Source organism: Calorimonas adulescens (assembly GCF_008274215.1).
GTDB lineage: Bacteria > Bacillota > Thermoanaerobacteria > Thermoanaerobacterales > UBA4877 > Calorimonas > Calorimonas adulescens.
The window spans coordinates 19,516-40,391 of the sequence record NZ_VTPS01000023.1 but is presented as its reverse complement, the minus strand read 5'-3'; the positions used below and the strand labels follow the sequence as shown (position 1 = coordinate 40,391).

Here is a 20,876-nt window from a genome sequence, read left to right as displayed (position 1 = left end):
TTTTAGTTGTTCTTGAGACATTAGATAACGCACCTCATTCCCCATAGTGACATTTTATCACGATAGTCTACAAGGTGACATTATCATAAAATAACCACATTTCGTGGGATAGATACTTGAATTTATAAAAAAATATGTTACAATAACAAAAGGATTACCTTAAACTTTGATTATTGAATCTCCTGACGATATTCAATGTTTAGGGCGAATTTAAAAATAAAAGGAGGACAATAAATGGCTTTAAGCAAGGAAAAGAAAGAGGAAATAATCAAGAAATATCAGATTCATGAAGGAGATACTGGTTCCCCAGAAGTGCAAATTGCATTATTAACAGAAAAGATTAATATTTTAAATGAGCATTTCAGTATTCATAAAAAGGACTTTCATTCAAGACAGGGACTTTTAAAGATGGTGGGGCAAAGAAGAAGGTTACTTGATTATCTGTATAAAGTAGATGTTGAGAGATATCGTAAAATAGTACAAGAATTAGGTTTACGTAAATAATGCGATATGGGCGGGTTACTCTCGCTCATATTATTTTAGTTTGAATGCTCAACGGCAATAATAATAGAAGGGAGGTACATTTACATGGAAAGGATTTATAAGACAAGTTTTGCAGGCAGAGAACTTAGAATCGAAATAGGTAAATTAGCTCAACAGGCAAACGGATCGTGTTTGGTTAGGTATGGGGACACAGCTGTGCTTGTAACTGCTTGCTCGTCAAAGGAACCCAAGGAGGGTATTGATTTTTTCCCTTTAACAGTTGATTATGAAGAAAGACTATATTCTATCGGCAAAATACCAGGTGGTTTTATAAAAAGAGAAGGTAAACCTACGGAAAAGGCCATATTGACTTCAAGACTGATAGATAGGCCTATCAGACCACTGTTTCCTAAAGGATTTCGTAATGAGGTTCAGGTTGTAGCAACTGTGCTATCAGTGGATCCTGACAATCAACCTGAGATAGCCGCAATGATAGGATCTTCTATTTCATTATGTATATCAGATATTCCTTTTGATGGACCGACAGGTTCAGTTACGGTAGGCCTTGTTGATGGAAAGTTTGTTGTAAACCCTACTCTCGAACAAAGGGAAAAAAGTGATATGCATCTTACAGTTTCTGGGACAAAAGAGGCAATTTTAATGGTGGAGGCCGGGGCAAACGAAGTACCAGAAAATATAATGATAAATGCTTTGATGCTGGCACATGATGAGATTAAAAAAATCATTGAGTTTGAGGAAGAAATAATTAAAGAAGTTGGGAAACCAAAATTAAATTATCCGGTATTTAAACCAAATACTGAAATAGAAGATGATGTAAGAAAGTATGCTGTTCCATTGATACGTGAAGCACTTTTAAGTGAAGATAGGCAGAAAAGATTAGATCAGCTGGAAGAGGTATCAGAGAATATATTGAATACTTTCTTACTTAAATATCCTGACAACAAAATTGATATAAGTGAAACTATCTATAATATTACAAAAGAACAAATGAGAAGCATGATACTTAATGATGGATATCGCATTGATGGTAGGGCTTTTGATGAAATTAGACCGGTTTCATGTGAGGTTGGAATTTTACCTCGTGCCCATGGATCGGCTCTGTTCAATAGAGGGCAAACGCAGGTTATGTCAGTTGCTACACTTGGGGCACTTGGTGATATCCAGATTTTAGAAGATCTCGGAGATGAAGAATTTAAGCGCTATATGCATCACTATAATATGCCACCATATAGTGTTGGAGAGGCCAGGCCGATGAGGGGGCCAGGTAGAAGAGAGATTGGCCATGGGGCTTTGGCAGAAAGAGCATTAGAGCCTGTTATACCGTCGGAAGATGAGTTTCCATATACAATAAGGGTAGTATCAGAAGTGTTGAGTTCCAATGGGTCTACGTCACAAGCTAGTGTTTGTGGTAGCACTCTTGCACTGTATGATGCTGGAGTACCAATAAAAGCTCCTGTAGCAGGTATAGCTATGGGATTGGTTAAAGAAGGTGATAAATTTGTTGTGCTCACTGATATAAGAGATCTCGAAGATTTTATGGGAGATATGGACTTTAAAGTTGCTGGTACACAGAAAGGTATTACTGCCATTCAAATGGATATAAAAATACATGGTATAGACAGAACCATTTTAGAGAAAGCTTTGGAACAAGCTAGAAGGGCTAGACTATATATTTTGGATAAAATAATTGAAACCATACCAGAACCGAGAAAAGATATATCTCCGTATGCTCCAAGAATTATAACAACTACTATTGATCCTGACAAAATTAGAGATGTTATTGGTCCAGGTGGCAAGACAATAAATAAAATAATATCAGACACTGGTGTAAAGATTGATATTGAAGATGATGGTAAAATCTATATTTCAGCAAAAGATGTTAACTCAGGAGAAAAAGCACTCAAAATAATTGAAGGTATCGTTAAAGATGTAGAAATCGGCAACACATATATTGGTAAGGTTACAAAAATCACAAATTTTGGAGCCTTTGTAGAAATTGGGCACGGGAAAGAAGGTCTGGTCCATATATCAAAATTAGCGCCATCACGTGTAAATAAGGTTGAAGATGTTGTACATGTAGGAGATGAGGTGTTAGTAAAAGTAATAGAAATTGATAGGCAAGGTAGAATTAACCTATCAATTAAAGATGCTTTGTCTGAGGAAAGCATTGACAAAAAATAAAAGACATAAACCAGATGGTTTATGTTTTTTATTTGATTAAAGAAATAAACTTAATTATACTTATATTATGAAAGGATATAGAGGGACATGGTAAATGTGTATATAAAAAAATTAGTTGATGATGAAAACTTGCCACTTCCACAGTATGCATCTGAGGGTGCAGCTGGGATGGATCTTTACGCATATATTAAAAATGACCTGGTAATAAAACCTGGCGATATAAAACTTATTCCCACAGGGTATGCTGTAAAGATTCCAGATGGATATGAAATTCAAATAAGGCCCCGTAGTGGCCTGGCATTAAAATATGGTATAACAGTTTTAAACTCACCAGGTACTATTGACAGTGACTATATTGGCGAAATCAAGATAGTAATGATTAATCTTGGCAAGAATGATTATGTAATAAAAAAGTATGATAGAATTGCGCAAGTGGTATTGAACAAAATAGAAAAGATACAATTTTTATGTACTGATGAACTACCAATAACAAAAAGGGGTAACGGTGGGTTTGGACATACTGGCATATAATTGTTATTTGTAACATAAGAATTATTAGTATCGATTATGTATAAAGAGTGGAGGAATAACCATGTTGCTCAGTGAATTTGGAGGCAAAGAACTTGTCAATTTGAACGATGGATCTAGATTAGGACTTATAGAAGATGCAGATCTGTTGATAGATGAAGAAACAGGGAAAATAGATTCATTTATAATATTTGAAAACCGCTTGTCTTTTTTTGTTAGAAATGATAGAAATGGATTTAGAATCCCATGGGACACCATAAGAAAAATAGGAAACGATATGGTGATAGTTGAGATTGATAATAGAAAAAATTTTTAAGATGCAGGTGGAAAAAGTTGAAGACTATAGTTTTAAAATTCGGTGGTACAATATTAGGTGACATGACATTAAGAGAAAGAGCTGGACAGATTGTTCAAAAATATTATATGGACGGATATTGTCCTATAGTGGTTGTATCTGCAATGGGACGGTTAGGTGACCCTTATTCAACGGATACACTACTTAAATTAGTGACAGAAATACATCCCAAAATTAATTTGCGAGAACTTGACATGCTTTTAAGCTGTGGTGAAGTGATTTCCAGCGTTATTTTTCATGCCACCTTATCAAATTACGGCTTGAGTTCCATTGCATTAACGGGAGCACAAGCCGGTATAATAACCGACAGAAATTTTGGCAAAGCCAATGTATTAAGAATAAATGTAGATAATATATTGAAATCTATAAATAATAAAATGATACCCATAATATCTGGGTTTCAAGGAATAACAGAGGAAGGTGATATAACTACGTTAGGAAGAGGCACCAGTGACTATACGGCTTGTCTGCTTGGCTCAAAGTTAGGTTCAGAACAAATAGTGATATATAAAGATGTTGATGGCTTGATGTCTGCAGATCCTAAAATTGTGACATCAGCTAAAACTATAGAACATATTAACTATGAGGATGTATTCCAAATGGCAGAGTTTGGAGCAAAGGTTATACATCCGTTGGCTGTAGAAACGGCAATGAAAGCAGGGATCCCGTTACTAATAAAAAATATAATGAAAGAAGATGTATTTACACTTATTGACAACCAAGAGGTAAATAAAATAATTACAGCGGTTACATGTATGCCTGACAGGGTCCAGTATATTATTAACACCAGCAATGAAAATGATAAAGAAATTATCAACGAAGTATTCAATAAATTAGCTGATGCAGGTATAAGTATTGATCTTATTAATATTTTCCCCGATAAAAAAATATTTACTATTGAAGCTAAATATGCTGAAACGGCAACTGCCATATTAAATCAATCAACCCTAAATTACGTAACTGTCGAAAATCTTGTTAAAGTTTCGATAATAGGTAATAGGATGCGTGGGGTACCAGGTATCATGGCAAAAATAATCAAGGCCTTTTCGGAACATAATATAGAAATATTACAAACATCAGATTCACACAATTCTATTTCATGTTTGGTAAAAAAAGATGATTACAAAAATGCCATGATACTATTGCACAATATATTCAGTGTATAATTAGATAAGCAGAAAAGGAGAAAAATAATTCAATGGAATTCTTATATAAGCTACCCGCACTGTTGATCGCGATAACTGTTCATGAGTATAGTCATGGTTTAACCGCATACAAATTAGGGGATCCAACGCCTAAACATGCCGGTAGATTGACATTAAACCCGTTGGCACATCTTGACCCAGTAGGTGCATTTATGCTGTTTATTTTTAGGTTTGGATGGGCAAAACCAGTACCCATAAATCCTCTTTACTTTTCAAATAGAAAAATTGGGATATTTTTAGTTTCCATAGCGGGACCATTGTCAAATTTATTAATTTCTATATTATCTGTTATAATTTTAAGATTTATAACTCCAGGTAGTGTAATATACAATTTGCTAATATTGATTTACTGGTTCAATTTAAGTTTATGCATTTTTAATTTAATACCATTATCACCATTAGATGGATCACATATACTCTACAGCTTGTTACCGCAGAAATATTATCTGTATTTACAACAATTTGATCAGATAGGACAGATAATCCTGTTTATTCTTTTAATTACGGGAGTTATTGGGCACATTCTAAATCCCATATTAAACATGGTGAATAATGTGATTCTACATTTATTTATTTAAATAGGTGTATCAAAAATGGATTATATGGTAAGGATTGAATTGTATGAAGGTCCATATGAATTACTATATCATTTAATTAAAGATTCAAAAGTAAATATTTATGATGTCTCTTTTATAAAAATTATTGATCAATATATAGAATATGTTAATACATTAGAAGAGTATAACCCTGAGCTTTCCTCAAATTTTTTCTTTATTACATCTTCTTTATTGGAACTGAAATCCAGAATGATATTGCCTAATAATAGCGGCATCGAACAACAAGATGAAAGTGAAGATATTGTAGAAATTAATAAAATATTATCTGCAATAGAGGAGTACAAAAAATATAAAGACATAGCTAAAAAGTTACGAGATTTAGAACTCAAAGAAAACAATATATTTTATAGAAAAACTGCTTTTGAATTGAAAAAGAAAAAGAGTTATTCAGTATCCAGTTTATCAAAGGCTTATCAAAAATATAAGAGCTCAGAAATTGAAGTATTTAACAATAATAAGAGATATACAGTCCACGAAAAAATATTTCAAATAACTCGAATGCTACGAAAAGTTGCGTATCTATCATTTAATAAATTTGCTAAAAATAGTAAAACGAGACAAGACATAATCTCGTTTTTTATTGCATTATTGGAAATGGGAAAAAGAGGATTAACTATAACAACTCAATCGGCAAACTTTGGAGATATCTTGATTAAAAGGGGTAAGAAACATGGATTCACAAATAACACCGCTAATTGAGTCTATTCTATTTTTAAGTGAAAAACCGTTGACAGAAAAAGAACTGAGTATAATGTTAAATGTGAATATAGATTTTATTAGAAATTCACTCCAACAGCTTATCGATATATATGCAAGCGAATTACATGGTATACAAATTAAAAAGGTTGCCAATGGTTACTGTATGTGTACAAAATCCGAATTTGGAGATATACTAAAGAATTTTTTTCAGAGTGAAAATAGACTATCAGAAGCGGCTATAGAAACACTGGCAATAATTGCATATAACCAGCCTGTTACAAAGATAAGGGTTGACGAAATTAGAGGTATTAACTCCGAAAAATCAATTCAAACACTCTTAGAGAGGGGATTAATAAGAGAATCTGGTAGATCAGATTCTCCAGGAAGACCAATTTTATATGAAACAACAGACAATTTTTTAAGATATTTTGGTTTGAATTCTATAAAAGATTTGCCAGATATCGAGTAATTCACTTAATAATACACATTTTGTGTATTATTTTTTTTTATGGGAAAAATATTACAGGGGTGTATAAATGAGGTTAGGGTTTTATATTTTTTTATTTTTTTCCATGCTGTTTATATTTTCACTACTTACATTAAAATTCAATTTTCCAGCAAACGAAGATTTCGCTTTTCAGGTAGAAATATATATCAATGGGATTTTAATATACAAAAAGATATATAATATAGCAAAAATAATTATAGATTATTTAAATAAGCCCTACTATCATTCTAGCAAAAGTAATAAAATAATGAAAAACATATTAATAAACCTCGTAAATAAAATTACCATAATAAAGATTGAAATTTTATTACAAATTGGTTTATATGATGCAGCTATTACCAGTATTTTTAGCGGATTATTATGGAGTGTCCTAAGCTTTTTAAATGTTTTGTTAGAAAATCATGCAAAAAAGATAAACACACGCCATTTTGATGTTACTGCCGTGTTTAATGAATTGAAATTAAAGTGTAATATTGAGTGCATAATAAAAATTAGAATCGGCTATATTATATTTGAGAGTCTAAAGTCTATGTACAGTTTATATATTAGGAGATGAATGCAATGTCAGATAATCCTATTAATAGTCTTATGGACACAACGATGGTTAATCTTAAACAAATGGTTGATGTAAATACAATTGTAGGTGATCCCGTTGAATCACCGGATGGTTCAGTTATTATCCCTATATCCAGAGTTAGTTTTGGCTTTATTGCCGGCGGAGGGGAATACGAAGATAATAATAAAGAAAATAAGACAAATTTGCCTTTTGTAGGCGGTAGTGGAGCAGGTATATCAGTAAATCCTGTCGCTTTTTTAGTTGTCGGAAATGGGCAAATAAGGCTATTACCTATTAACGAAAATCCGTTGCTTGATAGGCTTTTGGATATAGCTCCACAACTTATTGAAAAATTACAGACATTAATAGAAAATGTTAAGAAAAATAATCATGAGAACAGGGATTTGAAGTAGGTGGGTAAAACCCACTTTGTTTTTACTTGGCGAGAGGTGAATACAATTGAAGAATAAAAAGCTTGCATCTTCAATATTAGTTATTTTATTATTATTTTTTAAAGACAGGAACATATACGCTGAAAATGAATTGCAAATTACTGCAAAATCGGCAATTGCGATTGATTTTAATTCTGGCAGGGTTTTATATAAGTATAATCCAAAGGTAAAAATGCCAATGGCAAGTACTACAAAAATAATGACCGCAATTCTGGCAATTGAAAATAGCAACTTAGAGGATTATGTTGCAGTTGGGATTAATCCCATGCTTGTTGGTGGGTCATCTATTGGACTCAAGCCAGGAGAAAAAATAAGAATGGAAGATCTCCTATATGGGCTAATGCTTGAGTCTGGAAATGATGCAGCAATTGCAATAGCGGAGCATATATCTGGGTCTGTTGGAAATTTTGTAAAATTGATGAATGAAAAAGCTTTTGAAATAGGTGCCTATGATACCCATTTTGTCAATCCGCATGGACTCGATATCGGCATTGATAATCATTATACAACAGCATACGATCTATCATTAATAGCACAATATGCACTTAAAAATCAAAAATTTAAAAATATAGTGTCTACAAAATATAAAACAATACCCTCAGGGAATAATAGCTTTGGTAGGCAACTAAAGAATCATAATAAACTACTTTGGCTCTATGATGGAGTGTATGGGGTTAAAACAGGATATACTAAAAAATCAGGCAGGTGTCTGGTTACTGCCAGCGAAAGAAATGGATTTAGTGTGATTGTCGTAACTTTAAATTGTCCTGATGATTGGAATGATACAATTAATCTCCTTAATTATATTTATGATAATTATCAGCTTAAAAAAGTTATAAATAAAAATACTGTATTAAAAAATATTAAAGTTTCTAACGGCATACCGAATATGATAGGCCTGGCCAGTAAACAGGATTTAATTCTACCAATTAAGAAAGATGAATATGTAAAGACTACAATATTGTCACCAAATTATGTTGAGGCTCCTGTAGAAGAAAATGAGGTATTGGGAGAACTTCTCATCGAGTTTAATAATGGAAATTTAAGATTCCCTCTTGTTGCAAAACAATTTAGTAAGAAGGAAAATTTTGTTGAAAAAATAAATAGTTTATTGTACAATCTAAAATTGAAGTATCAATTAACATGGTGATATGATGGAATTAATGCGTATTTCAAAATACCTATCAGTTTCAGGAATTACATCGCGAAGAAAAGCAGAGGAATTGATACGTTCTGGAAGAATAACCATTAATGGTAAAATAATTACTGATTTGTCATTTAAAATTATACCTGATCTTGATATAGTAAAATTAGATGGGAATATAATTAAAATGAATGTACGCAAGATATATATTAAACTTTTTAAACCAGCAGGGTACATTACATCTTCAAGCGATGAATTTGGCCGTAAAACTGTCTTGGATCTCATTGATATTAATGAAAGGATTTTTTCAATCGGGCGACTTGACAAAGATACAAGGGGGTTGCTGTTGTTAACAAATGATGGAGATCTTGCGTATAAAATAACCCATCCAAAGTATGAAATTGAAAAAACTTACAGAGTACGTATAAAAGGCGAACCAAAAGATGAAGAACTAAATATGCTAAAAGTGGGAATTGATCTTGATGACTTTAAAACATCCCCGGCTAAAATAAAACTGTTAAATGTTTATCATAATACCTGTGATTTATTAATAAAAATACATGAAGGTAAAAAAAGACAAATACGAAGAATGTTTGAGTATATCGGGCATCCTGTAATAGATCTTATAAGACTAAAAATTGGGCCAATAGAACTTGGGGATTTAAAAGAAGGACAATGGGTATATATGAACAACACTGAATTAAATAGCTTAAAAAAAATATTTGGAGGTAGGTAAATGAATATTTGGTTTACTGAAGAACAGTCAAGCTCATTGAGGTTATCTTTAAAAATTAAAGATGTTTTGTATTCGGTAAAGACACCATATCAAAATTTGGTAGTAATTGACACTGAACAATATGGAAGAGCTTTAGTATTGGATGATATTGTCCAAACAACTGAAAAGGACGAATTCTTTTATCATGAAATGATAACCCATGTCCCAATGTTTACACATCCAAATCCGCAGAGGGTATTAATAATAGGTGGCGGCGATGGTGGCGTAGTAAGAGAAGTATTAAAGCACAGGTCAGTACAACAGGTGACGCTTGTAGATATAGATGAAGAAGTTATAAAAGCATCAAAATTATTTCTGCCCACTATAAGCAGTGGTTTGAGTAATCCAATTGTAGATATTGTATGTACTGATGGCATAAAGTTCATTAAAGAAAAAAAAGACTTTTATGATGTGATTATTGTTGATTCTACAGATCCAATTGGACCTGCAGTGGGCCTGTTCAATAAAGATTTTTATACTAATACCTTTGAAGCGCTAAAAAAAGATGGCATTTTGACAGTACAGAGCGAATCCCCAATAATCAATAAAAATATCACTGTGGATATTTTTAAAACGATAAAAGATATATATCCACTCACATATATGTATACAGGGATTGTTCCTACCTATCAAGGTGGTCTTTGGTGTTTTACCTTGGGTTCCAAACTTTATAACCCTTTAAAGACTTCTATAAATGATTTTAAATTGGAAACAAAATACTTTAATCCAGATATATTTAAATCCTGTTTTGCTCTTCCTTCTTTTATCAAAATCATGCTGGAAGGAGATTAAATTCATGAATGAAAAAAAGATAGGCATTACAGAAACTGTTCTTAGAGATGCTCATCAGTCTTTGCTAGCAACCAGAATGAGCACAGATGAAATGCTACCAATCGCTGAAACAATGGATAAAATTGGTTATCATTCAGTCGAAATGTGGGGAGGTGCAACATTTGATGCATGTCTAAGATACTTGAATGAAGATCCATGGGATAGATTGCGTAAACTTAAAAAAGCTTTTAAAAACACACCGCTGCAAATGTTGTTGCGAGGGCAAAATTTACTTGGTTATAAAAATTATCCAGACGATGTGGTGACAAAATTTATTTATAAATCTGTAGATAACGGCATTAACATTATACGAATATTTGATGCATTAAATGATATTCGTAACCTAGATTTATCGATTAAAGTGACGAAAAAAGCAGGTGCCCATGCACAGGCTACTGTTGTTTATACAGCAAGTCCTGTGCATGATACAGAATCATTCATTAAGTTAGCAAAAGAGCTTTATAATATGGGAGCTGATTCCATATGCATAAAAGATATGTCTGGTATTTTAAAGCCATTTGATGCCTATAATTTAATTACCTCATTAAAAAGAGAAGTTAATATTCCAATTCAACTGCATAGCCATTACACCAGTGGGATGGCTTCGATGACATACTTGAAAGCCATTGAAGCAGGCGTCGACGTTATAGACACTGCAATTTCACCGTTATCTCTCGGAACATCTCAACCACCAACCGAAACTTTTGTCTCAATTTTACAGGGTACTCCATATGACACTGGGCTTGATATGAGCTTGCTGAATAAGATAGCTGAGTATTTTAAAAAAGTACGTGATAATCACATGAATGGTAGTTCTTCTTCTCTGATTTCAGGTATTGACACTAATGTTTTAATATATCAAGTTCCTGGCGGCATGCTCTCGAATTTAGTAACACAGCTATCACAAGCAAATGCTTTAGACAAATATGACAAAGTACTAGAAGAAATTCCGCGTGTCAGAGAGGAATTAGGCTATCCCCCATTAGTAACCCCATTAAGTCAAATGGTAGGTACTCAAGCTGTGCTTAATGTCATTACTGGTGAAAGATACAAAATGATACCCAATGAAATAAAAGATTACGTAAAAGGTCTCTATGGCAAACCTCCGGTTCCAATTAAGAAAGAGATAAAGGAAAAAATCATAGGGGATGAAGAGATTATAGATGTTAGACCGGCTGACCTTTTAAAACCTCAATTGGACGAGATAAAAAAAGAAGTTGCTGAATATATTGAACAAGAGGAAGATATACTTTCCTATGCTTTGTTTCCCCAAGTAGCATTAAACTTTTTTAAATATAGAAAAGCGAAAAACTATAATATCGACGACAATATATTAGATAAGGAAAATAAAGTATATCCAGTATAAATTGATTTAGGTTGATTCCTGAAAAGCCCCATTAATTGTTTTGGGGTTTTTTAGGAATCAACAATACGTATGGATATAAATATTGTTAATCATATAAGTTGTATATGTTATTTTGTAGGTCTTCTCTTCCGGGTATATAAAATTGTCGCACCTGTAGCATACTTTTTGGTATTTTAATTTGCATAGCATAGGAGCTGTTATCATATTTTGCCAACTTTTCCATCCTATCTTACAAAACCCTTTTCTGTTTTTGTAAAATGATTCGAATTTAACCACTCAAATGAAATATCAAACATATATCTTCTGCATATCTTTATTGATTCTTCTCTATTTATTTTTAATGCATTAATTTTCTTTTTATTATGTTGAAGTGTATAATTAAAGATACATTTTATTTTTACAGTTTTCCGTATTATAATAGTCTAAGGGTATAATGTCATAATAGTGTATTCCGTTGTCTCAACACGCAAAATGCCGATACTTGTACCTCCAATTAAACTCCCACTGCCTGCATTGTCTATCTGTATCAATAGATCACTCCTTGTTATAATGTTATATAACAATATATTTAATTTTAGATTAAGATAATATAATCGGGGGATTACTATGGTATTATTAACTAACGATGACGGAATTTATTCGCCTGGTATTCATAATTTGGCATACGTATTATCAAAAATTTACGAAGTGCTTGTAGTGGCACCAGATAAGGAAAGAAGCGCAGTAAGCCATGCAATAACCATGCATAAACCTTTACGAGTAAGTGAATTGCAATACTATAGCAATGAGAAGCTATACAAATCTTTTTGTGTAAATGGTACACCGGCTGATTGTGTCAAGTTATCAATGGAGGTTTTATTAAAATCAAAACCTGATTTTGTAATATCTGGAATAAATAGAGGTGCAAATTTAGGAACCGATATTATTTATTCCGGAACAGTTTCAGCAGCAATAGAGGCACATTTTTATGGCGTACCAGCGATTGCCGTTTCTATTGCTGAACATGAAAATGTTAGATATGATTTTACATCCTATTTTATTTGTGATTTAATTTCAAGCTTACTGGGTAATTATGATGATCTTAGCAATTTGTTAATTAACATAAATATACCGGGAGATGGCAATATAAAAAAGGTTAAAGGCATAAAAGTAACAACATTAGGAACTGTAAAGTATGAAAACTCATTTGAAGAGAGAGTAGATCCACACCACAGAAAATATTATTGGCTTTCAGGTAAAAAGATTGATACAAACAATCAGCCGGGTACAGACGTAAATGCCATAGATAATGGTTTTATTTCACTTACGCCTCTCAGAATAAGTTTAAATGATTACAAAGGTATTGACAGTCTCAATAATTTAATTAAGGTTATTGATCTTAATAAGATTTTATTCAAAATGAAATGAAATTTGATGGATTAATTCTATCATGATATATTTTGAACAAAAAAATTCAATTATTGGAGGAAAATCTGAATTGAAGTCGAATATAAAATATGGAGGTGTACAACGTTATGTATGATAAAGTTTTAATAGAAAAAGATTGGTGCAAAGGATGCGGGATTTGCGTTGCTTTTTGCCCTAAAAAAGTTTTGGCTATAAAAAATAATAAGGTTTATCTCGTTGATAATGAAAAGTGTAATGAATGCGGTGTATGCGAAGAGAAATGCCCAGACTTTGCAATTTATATAAGGAGGAATAATAATGAACGCACCAAGGTTAATGCTGGGTAATGAAGCATGTGTCGAAGGAGCTATTACAGCGGGAATGAGATTTTTTGCAGGATATCCTATTACCCCATCGACTGAAATTGCTGAGAGAGCTGCGGAGTTACTCCCTAGGGTTGGCGGGAAATTTATACAAATGGAGGATGAGATTGCGAGTATAGCAGCTATTTTAGGTGCATCTTTAACAGGGCTCAAGGTTATGACAGCTACTAGTGGTCCTGGTTTTTCTTTAAAACAGGAGAATATTGGCTACGCATTAATGGCCGAAATACCATGTGTTATTGTAAACGTGCAGAGAGGCGGTCCGAGCACAGGATTACCTACACAGACAGCCCAAGGCGATGTTATGCAGTCGCGATGGGGAACACATGGTGATCATCCCATTATAGTTTTGACGCCAGCATCTGTTTTTGAAACATATATATACACTGTAAATGCATTTAATCTTGCAGAAAGGTTTCGTATGCCAGTAATTTTGCTGATGGAGGAAACAATAGGTCATCTGAGGGAGAAGGTTATTTTGCCTGAAAAATCTACATTAACAATTATTGATAGAAAAAAGCCTGAAAAGGGGAAAGAGTATTATCCATATAAAGGTGACATTGACGATGTACCACCACTTGCTTCATTTGGTGATGGTTTTCATTTCCATGTTACTGGTCTGACACATAATGAAAAAGGTTATCCTTCTACAACCCCTGAGGTACATGAAAATTTAGTAAGAAGGTTATACAATAAAGTTTACAAACACTTGGATGAAATAATTTTTTATGAAGAGGAACAATTGGATGATGCTGACTTTGTTATCATATCCTATGGTGGGTGTGCACGTTCAGCAAAAGAGAGTATTAGAGAACTTAGGGAAAATAATATAAAAGTCGGATTGTTTAGACCAATTACATTATGGCCGTCTCCCGAAAAACAAATAAAAGAATTGGGTAAAAAATATAGAAAAATATTTGTTGTTGAAATGAATATGGGGCAGTATTATTCTGAAGTAAAAAAAATAGTTGGTAATGACGCTGAAGTTTATTCAATAAGTAAGGTAAATGGCGAATTGATTGAACCTAAGTATATAATAGAATCATTGAGGAGGTTTATCTGATGCCCAGTGAATTCGTAAAACAATATTTTAGAGTTGATACATTACCACATATCTGGTGTGAAGGGTGTGGTAATGGGATATTGATGAATGATATAGCTCATGCCATAGATAATCTCAGACTTAATCAAGATAAAGTGGTTATAGTTTCTGGGATAGGTTGTTCATCAAGAGCTACAGGTTATATGAATTTCGATACACTTCATACTACTCACGGTAGGGCCATTGCATTTGCTACTGGTATTAAACTGGCCAATCCAGAACTTACTGTCATAGTAATAACAGGAGATGGAGATTGCCTTGCCATAGGTGGTAATCATTTTATTCATGCAGCACGTAGGAACATTGATATCACTGTTGTTCTGTTCAACAATAGCATATATGGAATGACAGGAGGGCAATATTCACCAACTACCCCAACAGGGGAATATGCAATGACTGCTCCCTATGGAATGATAGAAAGAAATTTTGATTCCTGCAAATTAGCAGAAGCTGCGGGTGCTACTTATATAGCAAGAGGAACGGCTTTTAACACAACCCAAATGATAGGTTTGTTGGAACGAGCAATACAGCACAAGGGGTTTTCTTTTGTTGAGGGAGTATCAACATGTCCTACTTATTATGGTCGCAAGAATAAAAAAGGTGATGCTGTTGATATGATGGATTGGCAAAGAAAACATGCTATAGATATTAAAGCTGCCTCAAGAATGAAGTCTGAATTTTTAGCGGATAAGTTCTTAACTGGTGAATTTAAATGCATAGATGAACCGGAATATACTGAAGAGTATCAGAAAATTATAGATAAATTGCAATTGCAGGAGGGCTAATATATGAAACATGAAATTAGACTGTCCGGTGAAGGAGGGCAAGGTATTATTTTGGCCGGTGTTATCCTTGCCGAAGCCGCTATTTATGATGGCTTAAATGCAATTCAATCTCAGTCATATGGACCTGAAGCCAGAGGTGGTGCAAGCAAAGCAGAAATTATAATAAGTGATGATGAAATAAATTATCCTAAAGTAATACTTCCTGATATATTATTAATTCTTTCTGTTGACGCTTATAAAAAATACTTTAAAAATGTCTCAAAAAATGGCATAATACTTATAGATGATTCAATTCAAGTTACGGAAAATTCTGAGGCTACGGTTGTTAGTTTGCCAATAATAAAAACCGCAGAGTTGGAAATCAAAAAACCAATAACAACTAATATCGTAGCATTGGCAGCATTACAAAGTATTACAAACGTAGTGAGTAAGGGATCATTAGAAAAAGCAGTTCTTGATCGTGTGCCAAGATCTTTTTTAGATATCAATAAAATGGCCTTAGAAATAGGATTTAAATTATTTAGTAATATATAAATAATAACATGATGAGGAATGATATAATCAATGGAAAAGGATATTATAAACAAAATTCAGGACAATTATCAAAAACTAAGTAAAAGTCAAAAATTAATTGCTGAATATATACTAAACCATTATGATAAAGCGGCATTTCTTACTGCTGCAAAGTTAGGTAGTACCGTGAATGTAAGCGAATCAACGGTAGTGAGATTTGCAAACGTATTAGGATACGAAGGATACCCTGAATTGCAAAAAGCACTGCAAGAACTGATCAAAAATAAGTTAACTACAGTTCAACGGTTAGAATTGGCAGACGACTATCATAACGGAGAAAACATCGTAAAAGCTGTCTTAAAATCTGACATGGAAGATATACGCGATACTATGAACGAATTAAATTTTAATGATTTCGAAGAAGTTATAGATATGATTTACTCAGCAAAAAAAATATACATTATTGGATTAAGAAGCTCAACAGCATTAGCTGAATATTTGGGATTTTATTTAAATTTAATCTTAGATAATGTCATAGTCATCAAATTGGGCATAAGTGACATCTTTGAGCAGATAATTAAAATTTCTGTGGAAGATGTTATCATTGGTATAGGATTCCCAAGATATTCCAAAAAAACTATAGATGCTTTAATGTATGCCAAAGAGAAAAAGGCTAAGATTATAGCCATAACTGATAGTTTGATATCTCCACTTGCTCCGCTAAGTGATAAAATTTTAATAGCAAAAAGTGATATGGATTCCTTTGTGGACTCGCTTGTTGCACCCATGAGTTTAATTAATGCACTAATAGTAGCATTGGGCTTAAGAGAAAAGGAAAAGATTACAACAACATTTAAGAATTTAGAAAATTTATGGCAGAAGTATGAAGTATATGCCAATAAACCTTAAGTTGGTGAGCTAACATGAAACTCTTAATTGTAAGACATGGTGCAACCGAGTGGAACAAAAATAGCAGGATTCAGGGATGCCTTGATATTCCACTATCTAAAGAGGGTATCGTACAAGCTCAATTAACGGCAAATAGGTTAATAAATTTCACGGTAAATTATATTTTTGCAAGTGACTTAATGAGAGCCAGAAGTACTGCAAAGATAATTTCTGATACCCTAAAGATCCCTTTTGTAACAGATAAAAGACTTCGAGAAATGCATTTTGGAGAGTGGCAAGGTCTATCCTTAGAACAGATAGACAATCTGTATCATGAAAAGCTATTACTGTGGCAGGATAAACCAGCGGAAGTTTCATTTAATGGCGGTGAAAATTTATATGATGTTAAAAGAAGAGCTTTAGAATTTATCCAAGAAATTTATTTAAAAAATAAAGATGACAACATCATTATCGTTACACATGGTACATTTATTAAGGTATTAATTCTTAGTTTATTAAATATTGACTTAAATGTATACAAAAATTTAAAACAGGATAATGGAGCATTAAACATTATAGATATTAATGATGGAAAAGCCACTTTACTTTTATATAACGATACATGTTATTTATAGGAGAATGTCACAATGGGATACAAAATAGCGATTGATGGGCCAGCTGGTGCAGGGAAAAGTACAGTAGCTAAATCTCTTGCAGAAAAGTTAAAATTTGTATATATTGACTCAGGAGCAATGTACAGGGCTTTTACGTTGAAAATCATCAAGAAAAAAATTAATGTCGAAGATAAAAATGCTTTAATCAATGTTCTAATGACTACAAATATCAGCATTGCAGATGACCGTATATATCTTGATAATGTTGATGTAACAGATGAAATCAGGGCAAGAGATGTAGATAAACTTGTACCAATTATATCTTCTATCCCTGAGATAAGGGAAATAATGGTTAATATTCAAAAGAATATAGCCAAACATAAAGATATAATAATGGACGGAAGAGATATAGGTACTGTAGTTTTCCCAGATGCAAATCTAAAGATTTTCTTAACTGCCAGTATTGAAGAGCGGGCCAAGCGAAGAACAAAGGAGATTAGGGATAAAGGTGTATGTGCAAATTACGAAGATATATTATTAGACATGAAAAAAAGGGATGAAATGGATTCAAACAGACCTGTGTCTCCATTACAAATTGCTAATGATGCTATAGTGATTGATACTACTAACAAAACCGTTGAGGAAATAGTGAATGAAATAATTTATTTAATGGGGGATCATTAAATTGTTTTATAGGATAGCAAAATTTGTTGTAGGAACTGTTCTTAGGATTTTATATAAAGTAGAGGTAATCGGGCTTAACAACATGCCTGAGACAGGGGGGTGCATAATTTGTCCTAATCATAAAAGTAATATTGACCCTCCACTTGTAGCTTGTTTTGTTAACAGGACAGTTTATTATATGGCAAAGCAGGAACTATTTGAAAATATTTTTTTTAGCATTATTTTAAAGGCACTGGGGGCTTTCCCTGTTAAGAGGGGTACTTCAGATATATCTGCTATAAAGTATTCTATGAAGCTTTTAAAAGAGGGGAAAGTGTTAGGAATTTTCCCTGAGGGTACAAGGAGTCGAAACGGTGAACTTGGCCAGGCAGAACCGGGGGTTGCTATGCTTGCAATAAAGATGAAGGTACCTGTTGTTCCTGTTGCTATTATTGGAAATTATAAATTATTTTCAAAGATTACAATAAAACTCGGCGCATCATATGACTTATCCGAGTATTATAATGCAAAGTTAACTAATGAAGATTATAAACGTATCAGTCAACAGATCATAGATAAAATAAAACTTCTAATGGAGGAAGAATAGCTTTGAACATTATCATAGCGGATAATTCTGGTTTTTGCTTTGGCGTAAGTAGGGCTATAAAGAAAATTTATGACGAAATAGAAAAGGGAAAAAAGATATATTTATGGGGACCTATCATTCATAACCCTAAGGTGATAGATGATTTGACAAGTAAAGGAGTAAAAATTATCGAAAGCATCGATTCGCTCAATAAAAATGACATATTATTTATAAGAACACATGGAATTCCTAAAGATACTTTTTATACACTAAAAAAGAGGAATATAAATATTATTGATATGACATGTCCTTTTGTAAAGAAAGTTCAACATATAGCTAATAAATTTTACAAAGAGGGCTATAAGATCATAATAATAGGCGACAAAACTCATCCTGAAGTTATTGGTGTTAATGGGTGGGTTGATAATACTGCTATCATAATTAACACTGAAGATGAAGCTAAGGAGCTACCACAAATTGATAATGTTTGTGTTGTTGCCCAAACAACATTAAAGCAAGAATCTTTTGATAGAATTATAAATATCCTTTCTGATAAAATTAAAAACATAAATGTTTTTAACACTATATGTGATTCTACCAAAGAAAGGCAAGAGTCAGCTTACAAACTTTCCCAGCTTGCTGATATAATGATAGTAATTGGTGGATATAATAGTTCTAACACGAAAAAATTATATGAGATATGCAAGTCGAACTGCAAAGAAACTTATATGATCGAAACCAAAGATGATTTACCAAAAATAGATTTCAGAAATTATGATAATATTGGCATTACAGCGGGTGCCTCTACACCAGATTGGATAATAAACGAAGTTGTGGAAACCATTTTAAGTTTTAATAACAAAAATAGAGATAATCAAAGAGATACAGAATAAATCAAGGATTATAATAAAAAATTAATGATAATGCATCAAATATAATAAAAACTATTGACTTTTCCCTTAAATCTGCTACAATTTATCTTATTGAAAAGGGTGATAAAGGAGGCAGAGAATGAATGAACGCTTTGGGCCGTCATATTTTGGCTGAAATTTATGGATGTGATGAAAACATATTAAACGACAAAGAACAAATTGAAAAAATAATGGTAGACGCTGCAATTATTGCAGGAGCAGAAGTAAGAGAAATTGCATTCCATAAATTTAGCCCTCAGGGCGTTAGTGGAGTAGTAATAATTTCAGAGTCACATTTAACAATCCATACATGGCCAGAATTAGGCTATGCAGCTGTAGATGTATTTACTTGCGGAAGCAAAGTAAATCCATGGGATGCATGTAATTATATTACAGAAAAATTTCATGCTTCTCATATTACAGCTACTGAAGTAAAGAGAGGTTTGATTGAAAATAATATAAAAGTGGTAAATTATTGATTCTAAAAAAATGTGACCTGCAAGTCACATTTTTTTAGAATCCAGGGGGAATTAAATTTGAATGATTTTTCTTATTTTGTATCTTCTTTTTTAGATTTGTCTGGGATAGATCTGAATCTCTATAAAGAAAAACAAATGAAAAGAAGAATTTCAACGTTTGTCAATAGGCATGGCTATAAAACATATGCTGAGTTTTTAGATGTGCTGAACAGAAACAAGGATCTTTATGCTGAGTTTTTAAGATATATAACAATCAATGTTACAGAATTTTTTAGAAATCCGGAACAATGGAACATCCTAAGGAATAGTATTATCCCTCTGCTATATACTAATAAGAAATATATAAAAATTTGGAGTTGTGCCTGTTCAAGTGGGGAAGAAGTGTACTCATTGCAATTTATTCTTTCTGATTTAGAAGTCCGATATGAATTATTGGCAACGGATATTGATAACAATGAATTAAAGAAAGCGCACGAAGCGGTGTATGATTTTAGACAGATAAAAAATATAGATACAAACTTGCTTGAAAGATATTTCATTAAGTTAGACAACAATAAATATAGAGTAAAGGACTCATTTAAACAGAACATAAAATTTGATACATTTAATTTATTGAGAGATGGTTATCCAAAGAATTTTGATCTCATCTTATGCAGAAATGTATTAATTTATTTTACTGAGGAAGCAAAAAATTTTGTATTAACAAATCTCTCAAACTCATTAAATAAGGGCGGAATATTGTTTGTTGGAAATACTGAACAAATTATTTTCCCACAGAACTATGGATTAGAGGCATATAAAACATTCTTTTATAGAAAATTGTGATGTTTACAAGGAGGACACAA

The 20,876-nt window shown here is 32.6% G+C and carries 26 protein-coding genes; all 26 read left to right on the top strand.

The window, feature by feature from the left end; genetic code table 11:
* Window positions 1-234 precede the first annotated feature (234 nt).
* The 26 genes from rpsO (at window position 235) to FWJ32_RS11900 (ending at window position 20,856) form a co-directional block, all read left to right on the top strand.
* The gene (gene rpsO / locus FWJ32_RS12025) at window positions 235-504 is read left to right on the top strand and encodes a 30S ribosomal protein S15 (RefSeq protein ID WP_149546209.1); all 270 of its coding nucleotides are present in this window, start codon (window positions 235-237) and stop codon (window positions 502-504) included.
* A gap of 84 nt (window positions 505-588) precedes the next feature.
* Window positions 589-2,685, top strand: coding sequence for a polyribonucleotide nucleotidyltransferase (locus tag FWJ32_RS12020; protein ID WP_149546208.1), 2,097 nt, complete (start codon window positions 589-591; stop codon window positions 2,683-2,685).
* Between the two features lie 87 nt (window positions 2,686-2,772).
* On the top strand, window positions 2,773-3,216 hold the full coding sequence (gene dut, locus FWJ32_RS12015; protein ID WP_149546207.1) for a dUTP diphosphatase: 444 nt from the start codon (window positions 2,773-2,775) through the stop codon (window positions 3,214-3,216).
* 61 nt (window positions 3,217-3,277) lie between these two features.
* Window positions 3,278-3,529 carry a YlmC/YmxH family sporulation protein gene (locus tag FWJ32_RS12010; RefSeq protein WP_149546206.1) on the top strand — a complete coding sequence of 84 codons (252 nt, stop codon included), beginning with the start codon at window positions 3,278-3,280 and terminating at the stop codon, window positions 3,527-3,529.
* Between the two features lie 17 nt (window positions 3,530-3,546).
* A complete protein-coding gene (gene dapG / locus FWJ32_RS12005; RefSeq protein WP_149546205.1) occupies window positions 3,547-4,734 on the top strand; it encodes an aspartate kinase in 1,188 nt (395 codons plus the stop codon).
* Between the two features lie 32 nt (window positions 4,735-4,766).
* The gene (locus FWJ32_RS12000; RefSeq protein WP_149546204.1) at window positions 4,767-5,351 is read left to right on the top strand and encodes a site-2 protease family protein; all 585 of its coding nucleotides are present in this window, start codon (window positions 4,767-4,769) and stop codon (window positions 5,349-5,351) included.
* Window positions 5,352-5,366: 15 nt separating this feature from the next.
* Entirely contained in the window at window positions 5,367-6,089 is a 723-nt protein-coding gene (locus tag FWJ32_RS11995) for a segregation and condensation protein A (protein ID WP_149546203.1), read from the top strand.
* Window positions 6,061-6,558, top strand: a complete 498-nt coding sequence (scpB, locus tag FWJ32_RS11990; protein WP_149546202.1) for an SMC-Scp complex subunit ScpB — start codon at window positions 6,061-6,063, stop codon at window positions 6,556-6,558. The genes FWJ32_RS11995 and scpB overlap by 29 nt, the downstream gene beginning before the upstream one ends.
* A gap of 67 nt (window positions 6,559-6,625) precedes the next feature.
* Entirely contained in the window at window positions 6,626-7,153 is a 528-nt protein-coding gene (locus tag FWJ32_RS11985; RefSeq protein WP_149546201.1) for a DUF2953 domain-containing protein, read from the top strand.
* Window positions 7,154-7,158: 5 nt separating this feature from the next.
* The gene (ytfJ, locus tag FWJ32_RS11980; RefSeq protein WP_149546200.1) at window positions 7,159-7,566 is read left to right on the top strand and encodes a GerW family sporulation protein; all 408 of its coding nucleotides are present in this window, start codon (window positions 7,159-7,161) and stop codon (window positions 7,564-7,566) included.
* A gap of 46 nt (window positions 7,567-7,612) precedes the next feature.
* The gene (locus FWJ32_RS11975) at window positions 7,613-8,755 is read left to right on the top strand and encodes a D-alanyl-D-alanine carboxypeptidase family protein (protein ID WP_149546199.1); all 1,143 of its coding nucleotides are present in this window, start codon (window positions 7,613-7,615) and stop codon (window positions 8,753-8,755) included.
* A gap of 4 nt (window positions 8,756-8,759) precedes the next feature.
* Window positions 8,760-9,485 (top strand): pseudouridine synthase, encoded by a 726-nt coding sequence (locus tag FWJ32_RS11970; RefSeq protein WP_149546210.1) that lies wholly within the window; start codon window positions 8,760-8,762, stop codon window positions 9,483-9,485.
* Window positions 9,486-10,316, top strand: coding sequence for a polyamine aminopropyltransferase (gene speE / locus FWJ32_RS11965; protein WP_149546198.1), 831 nt, complete (start codon window positions 9,486-9,488; stop codon window positions 10,314-10,316).
* Window positions 10,317-10,320: 4 nt separating this feature from the next.
* Window positions 10,321-11,721: an oxaloacetate decarboxylase subunit alpha gene (locus FWJ32_RS11960; RefSeq protein ID WP_149546197.1), complete on the top strand. Its 1,401-nt coding sequence runs from the start codon at window positions 10,321-10,323 to the stop codon at window positions 11,719-11,721.
* 606 nt (window positions 11,722-12,327) lie between these two features.
* Window positions 12,328-13,128, top strand: a complete 801-nt coding sequence (gene surE, locus FWJ32_RS11955; RefSeq protein ID WP_149546196.1) for a 5'/3'-nucleotidase SurE — start codon at window positions 12,328-12,330, stop codon at window positions 13,126-13,128.
* 107 nt (window positions 13,129-13,235) lie between these two features.
* Window positions 13,236-13,454, top strand: coding sequence for an indolepyruvate ferredoxin oxidoreductase subunit alpha (locus tag FWJ32_RS11950; RefSeq protein WP_149546195.1), 219 nt, complete (start codon window positions 13,236-13,238; stop codon window positions 13,452-13,454).
* The gene (locus FWJ32_RS11945; protein WP_149546194.1) at window positions 13,426-14,553 is read left to right on the top strand and encodes a 2-oxoacid:acceptor oxidoreductase subunit alpha; all 1,128 of its coding nucleotides are present in this window, start codon (window positions 13,426-13,428) and stop codon (window positions 14,551-14,553) included. The genes FWJ32_RS11950 and FWJ32_RS11945 overlap by 29 nt, the downstream gene beginning before the upstream one ends.
* Window positions 14,553-15,377: a 2-oxoacid:ferredoxin oxidoreductase subunit beta gene (locus tag FWJ32_RS11940; protein WP_149546193.1), complete on the top strand. Its 825-nt coding sequence runs from the start codon at window positions 14,553-14,555 to the stop codon at window positions 15,375-15,377. Before FWJ32_RS11945 ends, FWJ32_RS11940 begins: the two co-directional genes overlap by 1 nt.
* Before the next feature lie 3 nt (window positions 15,378-15,380).
* Window positions 15,381-15,911 (top strand): 2-oxoacid:acceptor oxidoreductase family protein, encoded by a 531-nt coding sequence (locus FWJ32_RS11935; protein WP_149546192.1) that lies wholly within the window; start codon window positions 15,381-15,383, stop codon window positions 15,909-15,911.
* Between the two features lie 30 nt (window positions 15,912-15,941).
* Window positions 15,942-16,799: a MurR/RpiR family transcriptional regulator gene (locus FWJ32_RS11930; RefSeq protein ID WP_149546191.1), complete on the top strand. Its 858-nt coding sequence runs from the start codon at window positions 15,942-15,944 to the stop codon at window positions 16,797-16,799.
* Between the two features lie 14 nt (window positions 16,800-16,813).
* Window positions 16,814-17,413 carry a histidine phosphatase family protein gene (locus tag FWJ32_RS11925; protein WP_149546190.1) on the top strand — a complete coding sequence of 200 codons (600 nt, stop codon included), beginning with the start codon at window positions 16,814-16,816 and terminating at the stop codon, window positions 17,411-17,413.
* A gap of 12 nt (window positions 17,414-17,425) precedes the next feature.
* Entirely contained in the window at window positions 17,426-18,076 is a 651-nt protein-coding gene (cmk, locus tag FWJ32_RS11920) for a (d)CMP kinase (RefSeq protein WP_149546189.1), read from the top strand.
* Between the two features lies 1 nt (window position 18,077).
* On the top strand, window positions 18,078-18,662 hold the full coding sequence (locus FWJ32_RS11915) for a lysophospholipid acyltransferase family protein (RefSeq protein ID WP_149546188.1): 585 nt from the start codon (window positions 18,078-18,080) through the stop codon (window positions 18,660-18,662).
* 2 nt (window positions 18,663-18,664) lie between these two features.
* Window positions 18,665-19,534 (top strand): 4-hydroxy-3-methylbut-2-enyl diphosphate reductase, encoded by an 870-nt coding sequence (locus tag FWJ32_RS11910; protein WP_149546187.1) that lies wholly within the window; start codon window positions 18,665-18,667, stop codon window positions 19,532-19,534.
* 122 nt (window positions 19,535-19,656) lie between these two features.
* Window positions 19,657-20,031 (top strand): adenosylmethionine decarboxylase, encoded by a 375-nt coding sequence (gene speD / locus FWJ32_RS11905; RefSeq protein ID WP_149546186.1) that lies wholly within the window; start codon window positions 19,657-19,659, stop codon window positions 20,029-20,031.
* Between the two features lie 57 nt (window positions 20,032-20,088).
* Window positions 20,089-20,856: a CheR family methyltransferase gene (locus FWJ32_RS11900; protein WP_238988882.1), complete on the top strand. Its 768-nt coding sequence runs from the start codon at window positions 20,089-20,091 to the stop codon at window positions 20,854-20,856.
* Window positions 20,857-20,876: the final 20 nt, after the last annotated feature.